12 protein-coding genes are annotated in these 15,204 nt (G+C 58.0%); 5 read left to right on the top strand and 7 right to left on the bottom strand.

What is annotated here, in order from left to right:
* Positions 1–7 precede the first annotated feature (7 nt).
* A complete protein-coding gene (locus AC1DHT_RS11485; protein ID WP_427543553.1) occupies positions 8–3,637 on the top strand; it encodes a transporter substrate-binding domain-containing protein in 3,630 nt (1,209 codons plus the stop codon).
* 55 nt (positions 3,638–3,692) lie between these two features.
* Here AC1DHT_RS11485 and AC1DHT_RS11490 read toward each other — a convergent pair whose 3' ends face one another.
* Both AC1DHT_RS11490 and AC1DHT_RS11495 read right to left on the bottom strand, forming a co-directional pair.
* Positions 3,693–4,175, bottom strand: a complete 483-nt coding sequence (locus AC1DHT_RS11490) for a GAF domain-containing protein (protein WP_427532806.1) — start codon at positions 4,173–4,175, stop codon at positions 3,693–3,695.
* Positions 4,172–5,062 (bottom strand): ATP-binding protein, encoded by an 891-nt coding sequence (locus AC1DHT_RS11495; RefSeq protein ID WP_054596366.1) that lies wholly within the window; start codon positions 5,060–5,062, stop codon positions 4,172–4,174. Before AC1DHT_RS11495 ends, AC1DHT_RS11490 begins: the two co-directional genes overlap by 4 nt.
* A gap of 165 nt (positions 5,063–5,227) precedes the next feature.
* Here AC1DHT_RS11495 and AC1DHT_RS11500 point away from each other — a divergent pair, with 165 nt between their 5' ends.
* Complete coding sequence (locus AC1DHT_RS11500) at positions 5,228–7,555, top strand: hybrid sensor histidine kinase/response regulator (RefSeq protein WP_427543550.1); 2,328 nt, start codon at positions 5,228–5,230, stop codon at positions 7,553–7,555.
* On the opposite strand, the gene AC1DHT_RS11505 is transcribed toward AC1DHT_RS11500, so the two are convergent.
* The 3 genes from AC1DHT_RS11505 to msrB form a co-directional block, all read right to left on the bottom strand.
* Positions 7,539–8,000, bottom strand: a complete 462-nt coding sequence (locus AC1DHT_RS11505; protein ID WP_427543547.1) for a MarR family winged helix-turn-helix transcriptional regulator — start codon at positions 7,998–8,000, stop codon at positions 7,539–7,541. The two genes, AC1DHT_RS11500 and AC1DHT_RS11505, sit on opposite strands and share 17 nt — an antisense overlap.
* Complete coding sequence (locus AC1DHT_RS11510) at positions 7,997–8,482, bottom strand: glutathione peroxidase (protein WP_427543544.1); 486 nt, start codon at positions 8,480–8,482, stop codon at positions 7,997–7,999. The genes AC1DHT_RS11505 and AC1DHT_RS11510 overlap by 4 nt, the downstream gene beginning before the upstream one ends.
* Positions 8,483–8,598: 116 nt before the next feature.
* A complete protein-coding gene (gene msrB, locus AC1DHT_RS11515) occupies positions 8,599–8,994 on the bottom strand; it encodes a peptide-methionine (R)-S-oxide reductase MsrB (RefSeq protein ID WP_427543541.1) in 396 nt (131 codons plus the stop codon).
* Positions 8,995–9,216: 222 nt separating this feature from the next.
* Here msrB and AC1DHT_RS11520 point away from each other — a divergent pair, with 222 nt between their 5' ends.
* Positions 9,217–10,428 (top strand): pyridoxal phosphate-dependent aminotransferase, encoded by a 1,212-nt coding sequence (locus tag AC1DHT_RS11520; RefSeq protein WP_427543538.1) that lies wholly within the window; start codon positions 9,217–9,219, stop codon positions 10,426–10,428.
* Between the two features lie 313 nt (positions 10,429–10,741).
* Positions 10,742–11,629, top strand: a complete 888-nt coding sequence (htpX, locus tag AC1DHT_RS11525) for a protease HtpX (RefSeq protein ID WP_427532814.1) — start codon at positions 10,742–10,744, stop codon at positions 11,627–11,629.
* 67 nt (positions 11,630–11,696) lie between these two features.
* Here the strand turns inward: htpX and AC1DHT_RS11530 are convergent, their stop codons facing one another.
* Positions 11,697–12,353, bottom strand: a complete 657-nt coding sequence (locus AC1DHT_RS11530; protein WP_427543532.1) for a thiopurine S-methyltransferase — start codon at positions 12,351–12,353, stop codon at positions 11,697–11,699.
* Positions 12,354–12,456: 103 nt separating this feature from the next.
* Between AC1DHT_RS11530 and AC1DHT_RS11535 the strand changes: the two genes are divergently transcribed.
* Positions 12,457–13,224 carry a DODA-type extradiol aromatic ring-opening family dioxygenase gene (locus AC1DHT_RS11535; protein WP_427543529.1) on the top strand — a complete coding sequence of 256 codons (768 nt, stop codon included), beginning with the start codon at positions 12,457–12,459 and terminating at the stop codon, positions 13,222–13,224.
* Positions 13,225–13,412: 188 nt separating this feature from the next.
* Here AC1DHT_RS11535 and AC1DHT_RS11540 read toward each other — a convergent pair whose 3' ends face one another.
* Positions 13,413–15,086 carry a DEAD/DEAH box helicase gene (locus tag AC1DHT_RS11540; protein ID WP_054596358.1) on the bottom strand — a complete coding sequence of 558 codons (1,674 nt, stop codon included), beginning with the start codon at positions 15,084–15,086 and terminating at the stop codon, positions 13,413–13,415.
* Positions 15,087–15,204 lie beyond the last annotated feature (118 nt).

The raw sequence follows: 15,204 nt of genomic DNA on the forward strand, positions 1-15,204 counted from the left end.
AGACAGGATGCCCAGGTGTTTAAAGGACTATTTATTGTATTTGAGTGCAGGTTTATGTCTGAGCACCTCTGTGTCAGGAGCAGACAGCGGAGTCGGAAATTACGCACTGCTCAGTCGCTCAACGGCAGGCTACATGGACGTTCAACTGGATAAATCACAACGGTTGTGGCTGCAAAACAAGCGTGAACTGATCCTGGGGACCTCAGCGCCTGACTACCCTCCTTTCGATTTAACGATCAGCGGTCACGACTATGAGGGTTTCACCGCTGATTACGCAGGGGTTCTTGCACAATCCCTGGGCCTGCCGATCAAGGTCCGTCGTTACCTCTCCCGAGAGGCCGCCATCGAAGCACTCGAAAACGGCGATGTCGACCTGCTCGGAACGGCCAATAGCTTTGAAGGACGACGTTCCAGCATCGTACTGTCTGCCCCCTACGCCATAGATCAACCGGTTCTGGTCACCCGGAACGCCGAAAGCCGATCATTGACCGAGGGTCTCGCCGACATGCGATTAAGCATGGTCTATCACTATCTGCCGCTGGAAGAGGTAAAGGCGCAATATCCCAAGGCCATCATCACCTCTTACCCGTCCTACCAGAATGCGATCAATGCCGTCGCCTTCGACCAGGCAGACGTATTCCTTGGCGATACCATTTCCACCCATTTCATGATCAACAAGGGCTATCTGAAAAATGTACGGATGGCCAACTTCGGCAAACATGAGGCCTATGGTTTCAGCTTCGCAGTCAGCAAGGACAATCCAGACCTGCTGGCAATCATCAACGCAGTACTCAAGGAAGTGCCTGCGGGCGAGCGGGAAAATATTGCCAAACGCTGGAGCGCGGGCAGCGACATCCTTCTGACCGACCACAAACTGCAACTGACCAACCGCGAGGAACGCTGGCTTGCGCAGCACCCTGTCGTTCGCGTGGTCGTCAACGATACCTTCGCCCCACTGACATTCTTTGACGCCGACGAGAGCTTTCGGGGAATCGCCGCCGACTTGCTCGAACTGATCAGGCTTCGAACCGGTTTACGCTTCGAGATTCACCGCAGCCAAAGTGACAGCGAGATGATCAGCCAGGTCAAAGGGAACCAGGCCGACCTGATCGCCGCGATGATTCCCAGCGCCGAGCGCGAGGCGCAACTGAGCTTCACCCGTCCCTACCTGGAAAATTCATTTGTACTACTGACCCGAAAGAGCACTTCCAGCCCAATCAGTCTTGAGCAATTGAATGGAAAGAGCCTGGCCATCACTCAAGGCAATCCGCTCCTCGACTACCTGCACCGTGCCTACCCGACGATCCAGCTGGTTGAAACACCTGACAGTTTCAGCGCGGTGGAGTTACTCGCCAAAGGTCAGGTCGAGGGCGCAGTCAACTCATTGGTGATTGCCAACTACTTCATTTCATCGCAAGTATTCGAGGACGCATTGCAAATCAGCGCGACCGTCGGAACGCAGCAAGCCGCGTTTTCACTGGCAACCGCGCGCGGTGCTACGGAACTGCACTCCATCCTCGACAAAGCCCTGCTCAGCATTGCGCCGGACGAACTGGGAATAATCAACAGCCGCTGGCGCGGCTACACGGGAACCGCCAATAGCACCTGGCGTAACTACCATCGCCTGTTCTATCAACTGGTCATTGGCAGCGGTCTTTTGTTACTGATTTCGCTGGCCTGGAATGCCCACATGCGCAGGCAGATCAAGCAACGCCAGAGAGCAGAGCGCGCACTCAACGACCAGTTCGAATTCATGCGCACGCTGGTCAACGGTACGCCTCACCCCATTTACGTACGGGACCGTGAAGGACTGCTGCAAAGTTGTAACGACAGCTATCTGGAAGCCTTTTGTGCCAAACGCGAGGATGTGATTGGCAAAAGCCTCATGCAGGGCCCCATGAGCAACGAGTTCGAGGCGAGGGAATACCTGGCCGATTACCAGCGAGTGGTGGCTGAAGGTGTCCCGTTGATTCTCGACCGCCCCCTGCACATTGGCCGGAAAAGGCTGACGATCTATCACTGGATTCTTCCCTATCGAGACTCGACGGGTGAAGTCCAGGGGATCATCGGAGGCTGGATCGACATCAGCGAACGACGGCAGCTTTTTGATGAACTCAGGTCAGCCAAGGAACAGGCGGACAAGGCCAATCGCGCCAAGAGCACCTTCCTGGCCACCATGAGTCATGAAATTCGCACACCGATGAATGCAGTGATCGGCATGCTTGAACTGACATTGAAACGGGCCGATCAGGGCCACCTGGATCGGCCGGCCATCGAAGTGGCCCATAGCTCAGCCAAGGACATGCTGGCGTTGATTGGCGACATACTCGATATCGCCCGAATCGAGTCTGGCCATTTAAGCCTGGCCCCAGAGCGGGTGAACCTTGGCGAGACGATTGAATCGGTCGTGCGGGTCTTCGATGGACTGGCCCGGCAAAAAAATCTCGGCCTGGTGCTGGAGTTCCCCACCAGCGCTGAACAGCCAGATGTATTGATAGACCCCCTGCGCTTCAAACAGATACTGTCCAACCTGATCAGTAATGCCATCAAGTTTACCGAGCACGGCCAGGTGAGGATCAAGGTCAATCTGCAACCAGCCCCGGAGCCCGACCATCTCCTGATGGAGTTGTGGGTCAATGACAGCGGAATCGGCATCAGCGAAGACGACCAGCGACGCTTGTTCGAGCCTTTCACCCAGGCCGATAACACCGGGCATTTGGCCAGAAGCGGTGCAGGATTGGGATTGGTGATCAGTCGCAACCTGTGCGAAATGATGGGCGGCTGCGTGCAACTGAGCAGTACGCCTGGGGTCGGCACTCAGGTCCGGATTTCATTACCGATGGCCGCGCTGCCAGACGCCGTGGTGCTGGACACCCCGCAACCGGTCATCGCGAACGCCTCGGTCACCCTGGACGTGCTGGTGGTCGACGACCACCCCGCGAATCGATTGCTCATGTGCCAGCAACTCGGTTTTCTGGGGCATCGATCCGTCACGGCCAACAACGGTGAGGCAGGTTTCCAGGCATGGAAAGCGGGCCATTTCGACCTGGTGATTGCAGACTGCAATATGCCGCTGATGAACGGCTACGAGCTCACCCGTGCCATCCGCCAGATCGAACACGATGAGCAGCGCCCGCCCTGCACGGTGCTTGGCTTCACCGCCAATGCTCAACCGGAGGAAAAACACCGATGCCGACAGGCTGGCATGAACGATTGCCTGTTCAAACCCATCAGCCTGACCACGTTGGGCCAACGACTGGAAGCACTCAAGCCGATCATCGAGGATCAAGCCTTTCACCTGGACGGCTTGCAGTTACTCACCGGCGGCGATCCACAACTGGTTCAGCGCTTGCTCGCCGAACTGTTCAACAGCAATCGCCTCGACCGCCAGGAACTCCTCGCGCTGCCGCCTGCAAGCGGGCCGCAAGCCTTCATCGATATGGCGCACAAAATCAAAGGGGCGGCCCGTATTGTTCAGGCCTCAAGGCTTATCGACCGTTGCGAAGCGCTTGAGCGCGTATGTCATGAGAACTTCTGTCCGGACCAGCTCGAGGCCCGCTGCAAAGGCATAGAGCACGCCATGCTCGAGTTGGAACAGGCGCTACAACGACAGATCCATCAGCACACCGGCGTGTAAAACCTCCCCTGAAGCAACCCGTAGCAGCCGCCTTCGGCAGCGGCTACGGGTTTGATCAGCATTCGGTCAAACGCAGGAAAATCCCCGCCAACCGCTCAATGCCGGCCTGATCATCAACGGTGAAACGCGCCAGCAAAGGACTGTCCAGATCCAACACGCCAATCAACCGGCCGTCCTTGACCAGCGGCACCACCAGTTCACTGTTCGAGGCACTGTCGCAGGCAATATGCCCGGCGAACGCATGCACATCTTCAACCCGTTGAGTCTGAAGGGTCGCCGCCGCTGCGCCGCAAACGCCACGACCGAACGGAATGCGCACGCAGGCGATTTGTCCCTGGAACGGTCCGAGCACCAGTTCCTCGTTGCGATTGAGGTAAAACCCGGCCCAATTCAGGTCATCGAGCTGATTGAACAAGAACGCCGAAAACTGCGCGGCGTTGGCGATAAAGTCGCGCTCATCCGCCAGCAGCGACTCCAACTGCGCGCAGAGCAGGCCATAGCCCTCAAGTCCTGCGCCGCTCTTTTGCAAATCGATCATGCCTTGTGCTCCAACAACTTCAGTCCGACCCAATACCGGGCAAATTGATACGCGCAACGGCCGTTGCGATTACCGCGTCCGGTAGCCCAGCGAACCGCAAGAATCTCGAGTTCTTCATCACGCTTCCACTCAAGGCCGGCCTTGCCCGCCAACGCTCCCACCCAATGCTCGACCACATTGAGGAAGTGCTCTTGGGTAAAAGGATAAAACGACAGCCACAGGCCAAATCGATCCGACAGCGCGATCTTGTCTTCGACCGCCTCGTTGGGATGAAGCTCGCCGTCGACCCTTTTCCAGTTTTCGTTATCGCTTTCTTTTTCCGGAACCAGGTGGCGACGGTTGGAGGTGGCATACAGCAGTACGTTATCCGGTGCCTGTTCCAGCGAGCCATCGAGCACGCTTTTGAGCACCCGGTAATCGCCCTCGCCGGCCTCGAACGACAGATCATCGCAAAACAGCACAAAGCGCTGAGGCAGCTTGGCGATTTGCTCGACGACGCGTGGCAGGTCCGCCAGGTGATCGCGCTCGATCTCGATCAGACGCAAACCGCCCTTGGCGTGCTCGGCCAGCAAGGCCCGCACCAGCGACGATTTACCGGTACCGCGCGAACCCCAGAGCAGCGCGTGGTTGGCAGGCATGCCGTCGAGAAACTGCCGGGTGTTTCGCCCCAACTGTTCCAATTGCTTGTCGACCCCGATCAGGTCGGACAGACGCATGTCCAGGCTGACCTCAAGCGGCAACAGAAATCCGCTGCGACCCTCGCGCTGCCAGCGTGCCGCCAGGCACTGCGTCCAGTCGATAGCCGTGCGCTGCGCGGGCAGTAACGGCTCGATACGAGCCAGAACCGCATCGGCGCGCTCAAGAAATGCATTCAATCGGGAATCCACGACTTCTCCTCAGGCTCGTTCACAGTAATGATGGGGAAAGAAAACCAAACGTTGCGCGTAATGCCGGGATTATCGCGATAATGGCTCACCCGTCAGTCATGCCGAAATCCACTGATGATCGGCTATGCTTCGCCCAGAAGGGAAACGAAAGTGGTTCAGCACACCATGGATATCAAGTTCACCAACCGCCTGTCTTACAAGCAAGCCAGGCTTACGGTGCTGGTCGGTTTCATTCTGGGAACCCTGCTCAGTCTGGCGCAAATAGGCATCGATTATGCCAGCGAAGACGCCTCCATCAACCGGGAAATACACTCGCTGCTGGAAATCAGTCATAACCCGGCTTCGCGGATCGCCTACAACATCGATGCCGAACTGGCCCAGGAACTGACCCTCGGCCTGCTGCGCTCGCCTGCGGTCATCAGTGCGCAACTGAGCGATAACAACAATACGATCCTCGCCAGCGTAAAACGCCCAGACCCGCAAAACGGCGGCTATCGGGTGATCAGCGACTTTCTGTTCGGCGCCAATCGACAGTTCAAGGATCGCCTGTTCCTCGACCATCTGCCCGATGAGTCCCTCGGCACCTTGCAACTGGACATTGACACCTACACGTTTGGCAGCCGCTTTCTGCGCCGGGCCGAAGTCACTCTGATCAACGGTTTTATCCGCAGCCTGATACTGACCGGGATTTTGCTGGCGCTGTTCTACGTGATGCTCACCAAACCGCTGGTGCGGGTGATCCGCGAACTCAGCGCACGTGACCCGAGCAGTTCGGAACAGCCACCGCTGGAGTGTCCGGTAGCGCACGAAAACGATGAGATCGGCGTTCTTGTCACGGTGGCCAACCAGCAATTCGAAAGCATGACCACTGAAATCCAGCAACGCCGCAATGCCGAAAACCGCCTGACCGACTACCTGGGGCAACTGGAAAATATTGTCTCGGCGCGTACCGGTGAACTGAAAGCGATCAATAGCCGATTGACGGTATCGAACGAAGAACTGGAAATCGCGCGCCAGACCGCTCTGGACATGGCCCAGGCGCGCTCTGTGTTTCTGGCCAACATGAGCCATGAAATCCGTACGCCACTCAATGGTTTGCTGGGGATGATCGCCCTCTCGCTGGACAGCCCGCTGAATGCCGAACAACGTCAGCAACTGTCGATTGCCCACGACTCCGGCAAAGTGCTCGTTGAGCTGCTCAACGATATTCTCGACCTGTCGAAGTTCGACGCTGGCCAGCTTGAGCTGGAGCGTATTCCGTTCGACCTCGGCTCACTGATCGAGGACACCGCCAACCTGCTGTCACAGAACGCCGCGCCCAGCGTCGAACTGACATGCCTGATTGATCCGCAGTTCCCCTCGCAGGTACTTGGCGACCCGATGCGAGTGCGACAGATTGTCAGCAACCTGCTCTCCAACGCCCTTAAATTTACCCGTTTTGGACGGGTGGACGTGCGCCTGAGCACCCACGAAGACGGTGTCAGAATCGAAGTCTGCGACACCGGTATCGGCATCGCGCAGGATGATCAGCTGAAAATTTTCCAGCCGTTTACCCAGGCAGGTGCCGGCATCTCTCGTCAGTTCGGTGGTACCGGGCTGGGGCTGGCCCTGACCTTCAACCTGTGCGAAGCCATGCAGGGCCGACTCGGTATCAGCTCGGAGCCTGGTTTCGGCAGCCAGTTCTGCGCTGATCTGCCGTTGCCGGCCCACACGCCGGCAATAGTTCCCGCCTCCCTGCAAGGCAAGGTATTGGCGATCACCGCCGCCAGCAGCGGTCTGTCCGAACTGTTAGGTAATCTGTTGCCCGGTTGGGGGCTGGAATACCAGCAGCGCACCATCGACGACTCCTTGATCGGGCTATCGCCCGATGTGCTGATCACCGACTGCCCGGAATGCCTGTTCGGATTACGTCCGGGCATGACCGCGCCGATTCTGCTGGTGACTGCCTATGGCAGTTTCATGCCCAGTGAAGAAGCGGCGGCCCTCGCCCCCCTGCAACAACAAGCCCGCCCATTGGCCCGCAACGCGCTCTACCAGACACTACGACGCACTTTACAGGCCGACGAAGTCGCCCTCGTCACCGATGCTCAAGAGTCAAGCCTCATGCCCCAGCGGCGGGCGAGAATCCTTCTGGTGGAAGACAACCCGGTCAATCAGCTCGTGGCCAAAGGCATGCTCAGCAAGTTGGGCTGCAAGGTGGTTGTCGCCTCCCACGGCGCCGAAGCGCTCGACCAGCTGGAGCTCAAGCAGTTTGATATGGTGCTGATGGACTGCAACATGCCGGTGATGGACGGCTATGAAGCCAGCCGGCAGATCCGTCACAGTGGACGCTGGCCGGATCTGCCGATCGTTGCCCTGACCGCCAACGCCATGCCCGAGGAGCGCGAACGCTGCCGCGCGGCAGGCATGAGCGATTATCTGGCGAAACCGTTCCGTCGCGAGGAACTGGTCGCCCTGCTTGAGCAGTGGGTACCGGCTACGATAGCGCCCTGATCTGCCCCAGCAGTTGATCAAGACCGTCGTGCAATTCGCCCAAGCGCTCAAGATCGACACCGCTGTCGCACAACAGGCGCGCCTTGAGCGGCCCGACCTGTTCGCGCAGGGCAACCCCGGCCGGCGACAGGCTCAAGTGTACTTCTCGCTCATCGCGCGCCGAGCGTTGGCGCTGGACCAGGTGTAACTGCTCAAGTCGCTTGAGTAACGGCGTCAGCGTCCCGGAATCCAGCGACAATCGCTCGCCAAGGGCTTTGACGGTTGGCTGCTCGGGCGCACTTTGCTGCCATTCCCATAGCACCAGCATCACCAGATATTGCGGATACGTCAGGCCCAGTTGATCGAGCATTGGTTTATAGCCGCGGATCACTGCTCGGGACGCGGCGTACAGTTTGAAGCAGAGCTGACTGTCGAGCAGCAGCGAATCGGCCGACACATCGTTCATTTGAGCAGGGCTTCAATCTCGCGGGTCAGGTCCTGTGGTTTGGTCGCCGGCCCGAAACGTTTGACCAGCTTGCCATCCTGGCCGATCAGAAACTTGGTGAAATTCCACTTGATGCCTTGGGAACCCAGTAGACCGGGCGCACGTTTTTTCAGCTGAACAAACAGCGGGTGGGCGTTGCTACCATTGACCTCAATCTTTTTGAACAGTGGAAAACTCACGCCGAAGTTCAGCTCGCAGAACTCGGAAATCGCCCCTTCATTGCCCGGCTCCTGTTTACCGAACTGGTTGCATGGAAAACCGAGCACCACCAGACCTCGATCCTTGTAGGTCCGCCATAACTCCTCCAATCCTTTGTACTGCGGGGTAAAGCCGCACTTACTGGCGGTGTTGACCACCAATACCGCTTTGCCGGCGTAATCGGCCAGGGTCTTTTGCTCACCCTTGATAGTGGTGCAGGGAATACTCAGCAGGTTCTCGGTCATCGCGCATGCTCCGGTGGAAGATGAGGAAGGCTTAAACATAGCGAGCGATTGGATTGTGTGCAATTTAATAAATCAATAACCTGCCGACAAAGAGCTGCCGCAGGTCAGGACTCACATCATTCGAGCGGCACCAGGTCCAGGCACACCGAGTTGATGCAGTAACGCAAACCGGTCGGTGGCGGGCCGTCCGGGAATACATGCCCCAGGTGCGCGTCGCACTTGGCGCAGACCACTTCGGTACGAATCATGCCGTGGCTGATATCGCGAATCTCGACCATGGCGCTCTCGCCGATCGGCTGATAGAAACTCGGCCAGCCACAGCCTGAATCGAACTTGGCTTTTGAGTCGAACAACGGCTCGTTGCAGCAGATGCAGTGATAGACACCCTCGGTTTTGGTGCCATTGTACTTACCCGAGAACGGCCGCTCGGTGCCCTTCAGACGGCAAACGTTGTACTGCTCCGGGTCGAGCATCGCACGCCATTCATCCAGGGTTTTTTCCAACTTTTCCATTGTCATACCTCTGCATCTGAAAAAGCCTGATCTGTACCTTTTCCACGGATCAGGCGGCACGTATGATTGCGCCTCGTTAAATGCCAGTCTGGCAGCCGCGTTACCCGCATTCAAACATTTTGGTGCGGTGACCCCAGGCACCGGACCAGTGTGAGAACTCAGGATTCCCAGTACGGTAGTTCAAACAGCGTCTGGATCGTTCATTTTCGGGAACACATCGCCATGCAGGTCAGCAAATCGAACAAGCTCGCCAACGTCTGCTACGACATTCGCGGCCCAGTGCTCAAGCACGCCAAACGCCTGGAAGAGGAAGGCCATCGCATCCTCAAGCTGAACATTGGCAACCCGGCGCCTTTTGGTTTCGAAGCGCCCGATGAAATCCTCCAGGACGTGATCCGCAATCTGCCGACCGCCCAAGGCTACAGCGACTCCAAAGGTCTGTTCAGTGCGCGCAAGGCCGTCATGCAGTATTACCAGCAGAAACAGGTAGAAGGTGTCGGCATCGAAGACATCTACCTGGGCAACGGCGTTTCCGAACTGATCGTGATGTCGATGCAGGCCCTGCTCAATAACGGCGACGAAGTGCTGGTCCCTGCCCCCGACTATCCGCTGTGGACTGCAGCAGTCAGCCTGGCTGGCGGTAATCCGGTGCACTACCTGTGCGACGAGCAAGCCAACTGGTGGCCGGACCTGGCCGACATCAAGGCCAAGATCACCCCGAACACCAAGGCGTTGGTCATCATCAACCCGAACAACCCGACGGGTGCGGTGTACTCCAAGGAAGTCCTGCTGGGCATGCTGGAACTGGCTCGCCAGCACAACCTGGTGGTGTTCTCCGACGAGATCTACGACAAGATTCTGTACGACGATGCCGTGCACATCTGCACCGCGTCCCTGGCGCCGGACCTGCTGTGCCTGACCTTCAACGGTCTGTCCAAGTCCTATCGGGTTGCCGGTTTCCGCTCCGGCTGGGTCGCCATTTCCGGTCCCAAGCATCACGCCCAAAGCTACATCGAAGGCATCGACATACTGGCCAACATGCGCCTGTGCGCCAACGTGCCAAGCCAGCATGCAATCCAGACCGCACTGGGTGGTTATCAGAGCATCAATGATCTGCTGCTGCCGCAAGGGCGCCTCCTTGAACAGCGCAACCGTACCTGGGAGCTGCTCAACGACATCCCGGGCGTCAGCTGTGTCAAACCGATGGGCGCGCTCTACGCGTTCCCGCGGATCGACCCTAAAGTCTGCCCGATCCACAACGATGAAAAGTTCGTCCTTGACCTGCTGCTCTCGGAAAAACTGCTGGTGGTCCAGGGCACGGCCTTCAACTGGCCATGGCCGGACCACTTCCGCGTCGTGACCCTGCCACGGGTGGACGACCTGGACATGGCTATCGGTCGGATCGGCAACTTCCTCAAGTCCTATCGCCAGTAAGCGCGATAACGCCGGGGGCCTCAAAAAGGCCCTCGGCGATTAATTCAGCAACATATCTCCATTCTTCGACTGCGACAGTGCCTTGAGTGCTGGCGGATTTACGCGACTGCCGGTTATGCCCAATGGAGGCGGGACTTGTGAAAGCAAAATCCAGCCAAATATCTCTTCGGGTGACGTCAGAAATGCCCTGCAAGCATCTAGAATCCAGCTGTAGGACACAGTTTGAAATAGTCACCCGGTTGAATAGCCTGGTGCGGCACCTTATATACCCCGCAGTACGCTACATATTTAGCACGAGGAGATTTCTACAACCATGATGCGCATCCTGCTGTTTTTGGCCACTAACCTGGCGGTCGTGCTGATTGCCAGCATCACCCTGAGCCTTTTCGGCTTCAACGGGTTCATGGCGGCCAACGGGGTTGATCTCAACCTCAATCAGCTGCTGATATTCTGTGCGGTCTTTGGTTTCGCCGGCTCGCTGTTCTCGCTGTTCATCTCCAAGTGGATGGCGAAGATGAGCACCAGCACCCAAATCATCAGCCAGCCGCGCACTCGCCATGAACAATGGCTGCTGCAAACCGTCGAGCAGCTGTCGCGCGAAGCCGGAATCAAGATGCCTGAAGTCGGGATTTTCCCGGCCTACGAGGCCAACGCCTTCGCCACCGGCTGGAACAAGAACGACGCGCTGGTCGCGGTCAGCCAGGGCTTGCTCGAGCGTTTCTCGCCCGATGAAGTGAAAGCCGTTCTGGCCCACGAAATCGGTCACGTGGCCAATGGCGACATGGTGACGCTGGCACTGATTCAGGGCGTGGTGAACACCTTCGTGATGTTCTTCGCTCGGATCATCGGTAATTTCGTCGACAAGGTGATCTTCAAAAACGAAGAAGGCCAAGGCATTGCCTATTATGTCGCGACCATCTTCGCCGAACTGGTACTCGGTTTCCTGGCCAGCGCGATTGTCATGTGGTTCTCGCGCAAACGCGAATTCCGTGCAGACGCAGCCGGCGCCCAATTGGCCGGCACCAGCGCCATGATTGGCGCCCTGCAGCGCTTGCGCTCGGAACAGGGCCTGCCGGTGCACATGCCGGACACCCTGAATGCCTTCGGCATCAACGGTGGCATCAAGCAAGGGTTCGCTCGCATGTTCATGAGCCACCCGCCACTGGAAGAGCGGATCGACGCCTTGCGTCGTCGCGGCTGAGTGGTTCTGCGGTAATACGAAAGGGGCGATCTGATCGCCCCTTTTTTTTATGCCGATTTATTGCGGTTTAGCGAGCCATCAATCTATATACCCGCTCTTCAAGGCGCGTAACGCCCGCCTGGAGGAACTTCCAGCTCTCCCCCAGAATGTCCCGCACCTCACAGAAATCAAGCCGCCAGCGACCACCCAGCAACGCCTGCACGTTTTCATCCGTCACGGCAAAGGGGGGGCCGTCCATCTGCGCCTGGTCGTAGTCCATCGTAATCAACAAGCCTTCACAGGCTGACGGCAAAATCCGGCTCAGGTGCGCGGCGTACTGTTCGCGCATCGGTGGTGGCAAGGCAATCAGCGCCGCCCGATCATAGACGGCCACACACTTGCTCACATCATCTGCGGTCAGGCCGAAAAAATCTCCGCACCACAATGCCAGGGGGCCCGCCTGGTAGACCTTGAACGCACCCTGCTCGGTGATCTGCGGTGTCAGTTGCTGCTCACGAAAAAATTCCTCCACGGCTTTTTCTGATAACTCGACACCCAGCACTCGGTGCCCCTGCCCTGCCAGCCACACGAGATCAAGACTTTTCCCACAGAGCGGCACCAGCACCTGCGAGCCCTTTGTCAGATTCAATTGCGGCCAGTATTGCTGCAAATAAGGATTAACCTCTGACTGATGGAAACCGATCTGATTGAGCTCCCAACGTTTTTGCCAAAACTCCGGCTGCATAAATCCCCCTGATAATTCGATCTATATGCCCTAAAACTTATATTAGATTTAGATCAATGATCTGACTGAAGATGCTCCCATCTTAACGCTCAGGACCTTATTCATGTTCCCCAGCCTGTTTATCTCTCACGGTTCACCTATGCTGGCGCTGGAGCCCGGTGCCAGTGGCCCGGCGCTCGCACGTCTGGCCAGCGAACTGCCAAAACCCAAGGCCATCGTGATCGTTTCCGCACACTGGGAAAGCCAGGACCTGCGCGTCGGCAGCGCTGAGCAACCGGAAACCTGGCACGACTTCGGCGGATTCCCTGCTGCGCTGTTCGCGGTGCAATACCCCGCACCCGGCCAACCGGAACTCGCGGCGCAGGTCGCCGATTTACTCAAGGCTGATGGCTTGCCGGCACAGCTCGATAACCAGCGTCCGTTCGATCATGGTGTTTGGGTGCCACTGTCTCTGATGTATCCGCGAGCCGACATTCCCGTGGTGCAGGTGTCGCTGCCGAGTCGTCTTGGCCCAGCCCTGCAAACCCGCGTCGGGCGCGCGCTGTCCAGTCTGCGCGAGCAAGGCGTGCTGTTGATTGGTTCAGGCAGCATCACCCACAACCTGCGTGAGCTGGACTGGCATGCCGGCCCGGAAAGCGTCGAGCCCTGGGCCAAGGCCTTTCGCGACTGGATGATTGAAAAGCTCGCCGCAAACGATGAAGTCGCCCTGCACGATTATCGCCAGCAAGCCCCGAATGCCGTGCGCAGCCATCCCAGCGACGAGCATTTGCTGCCGCTGTACTTCGCTCGCGGCGCCGGCGGCGAATTCAGCATCGCCCACCAGGGGTTCACCATGGGTGCGCTGGGGATGGACATCTATCGTTTCGGTTGACCGATATACCGCGTCGCCCCTATCGCGAGCAGGCTCGCTCCCACATTTGATCTACGACACCTGTGGGAGCGAGCCTGCTCGCGATGGGCGCGACTCTGTTCAAGAGGCCAGACACAAAACTGCAGGCAAAAAAAATCCCCGAACCAGTCGGGGATTTTTTATGTGCGATCAATCAGCCCGAAAGCGGATCAATCTTCGCGATAGCGACGCAGTTTCAGCTGCTTACCGGCAACGCGAGTGTCCTTCAGTTTGGTCAGCAGACGCTCCAGACCATCTTCCGGCAACTCGACCAGGCTGAAGCTGTCGCGCACCTGGATACGACCGATTGCTTCACGAGCCAGACCACCTTCGTTGAGGATGGCGCCCAGCAGGTTCTTGGCAGCGATACCATCACGCGCACCCAGCGCAGTACGGCAACGAGCACGACCTTCGGCCAATGGGATCGGAGCACGACGCTCGCGGTCACCACGGTCCGGACGATCACCGGTACGCTCAGGACGATCGCCACGCGGTGCATTGTTCGGCACCAGTGGACGTTCTTTCTCGATGGCAGCCAGGGTCAGTGCCTGAGCGTTGGTAGCCTTGCGCAGCAGCGCAGCAGCCAGTGCACGCGGGGTGCAACCGATGTCGGCAGTCAGGCGATCCAGCAGATCACCATGAGTCGATTCGGCATCAGCCACCAGCGGCGACAGGCTGTTGGTCAGTTTCTTGATGCGCGCATCGAGAACGGCTTGAGCGTCCGGCAGGCGAACTTCAGCAACCTTTTGACCGGTTACACGCTCGATCACTTGCAGCATGCGGCGCTCACGTGGAGTCACCAGCAGCAGTGCACGACCTTCGCGACCGGCACGGCCAGTACGGCCGATACGGTGAACGTAGGACTCTGGATCGTACGGCATATCAACGTTGAAAACGTGAGTGATACGCGGAACGTCCAGACCACGAGCAGCAACGTCGGTCGCCACAACGATGTCCAGACGGCCATCCTTGAGGGACTCGATCACGCGCTCACGCTGGTTCTGGGCAATGTCACCGTTCAGCGCAGCGGCTTTGTAGCCTTTGGCTTCCAGGGCACTGGCCAGGTCCAGGGTCGCTTGCTTGGTGCGAACGAACATGATCAGCGCGTCGAAGTCTTCAACTTCCAGCAGGCTCAATACAGCCGAGGTCTTCTGGTCAGCGTGAACCAACAGGTGAGCCTGTTCGATCGCGGTAACGGTCTGAGTCTTGGTCTGGATCTTCACGTGCTGCGGATCACGCAGATGACGCTCGGCGATGGCACGGATCGACTGCGGCAGGGTAGCCGAGAACAATACGGTCTGACGGGTTGCAGGCAAGGCCTTGAAGATAACTTCCAGGTCGTCCATGAAGCCCAGCTTGAGCATTTCGTCAGCTTCGTCGAGAACCAGGTGGTTCACGGTCGCCAATACTTTTTCGTCACGACGCAAGTGGTCGCACAGACGGCCCGGAGTGGCGACAACAATCTGTGCGCCATTACGGATTGCTTTCAGTTGCGGGCCCATAGGCGCGCCGCCGTAAACGGCCACAACGGTAACGCCCGGCATTTGCTTGGCGTAGGTTTCGAAAGCGGTTGCTACTTGCAGCGCCAACTCACGGGTTGGCGCCAGGATCAGGGCTTGCGGTTCGCGCTTAGCAGGATCGATGCGATGCAGGATCGGCAGGGCGAACGCAGCGGTTTTACCCGTACCGGTTTGCGCCTGACCAATCATGTCGTGACCGGCCATGATGATCGGGATCGATTGCTGCTGAATAGCCGAAGGCTCTTCGTAGCCAGTCGCGATGACGGCTGCAAGAATATTCGGATTAAGGTTAAAAGCGGCGAAGCCGCCGGTTTCCTGGGTCATGGGTCTGCCTCTAAGTGCATCCGCAAAGACCCATGCTCCAAAGCTGCGCATGCCGTGTAAGACTCAAGAGTCGCCCTGGCTGCTTTGTCGGCGGGGATTTGCGAAAACGAATGAATGA

The sequence above is a fragment of the Pseudomonas sp. 05N432 genome, assembly GCF_056396945.1.

Coding starts and splice junctions, on each gene's coding strand:
- AC1DHT_RS11485 (WP_427543553.1), top strand. CDS start 8: ATGCCCAGGTGTTTAAAGGACTATTTATTGTATTTGAGTGCAGGTTTA.
- AC1DHT_RS11490 (WP_427532806.1), bottom strand. CDS start 4,175: ATGATCGATTTGCAAAAGAGCGGCGCAGGACTTGAGGGCTATGGCCTG.
- AC1DHT_RS11500 (WP_427543550.1), top strand. CDS start 5,228: ATGGATATCAAGTTCACCAACCGCCTGTCTTACAAGCAAGCCAGGCTT.
- AC1DHT_RS11505 (WP_427543547.1), bottom strand. CDS start 8,000: ATGAACGATGTGTCGGCCGATTCGCTGCTGCTCGACAGTCAGCTCTGC.
- AC1DHT_RS11510 (WP_427543544.1), bottom strand. CDS start 8,482: ATGACCGAGAACCTGCTGAGTATTCCCTGCACCACTATCAAGGGTGAG.
- msrB (WP_427543541.1), bottom strand. CDS start 8,994: ATGGAAAAGTTGGAAAAAACCCTGGATGAATGGCGTGCGATGCTCGAC.
- AC1DHT_RS11520 (WP_427543538.1), top strand. CDS start 9,217: ATGCAGGTCAGCAAATCGAACAAGCTCGCCAACGTCTGCTACGACATT.
- htpX (WP_427532814.1), top strand. CDS start 10,742: ATGATGCGCATCCTGCTGTTTTTGGCCACTAACCTGGCGGTCGTGCTG.
- AC1DHT_RS11530 (WP_427543532.1), bottom strand. CDS start 12,353: ATGCAGCCGGAGTTTTGGCAAAAACGTTGGGAGCTCAATCAGATCGGT.
- AC1DHT_RS11535 (WP_427543529.1), top strand. CDS start 12,457: ATGTTCCCCAGCCTGTTTATCTCTCACGGTTCACCTATGCTGGCGCTG.
- AC1DHT_RS11540 (WP_054596358.1), bottom strand. CDS start 15,086: ATGACCCAGGAAACCGGCGGCTTCGCCGCTTTTAACCTTAATCCGAAT.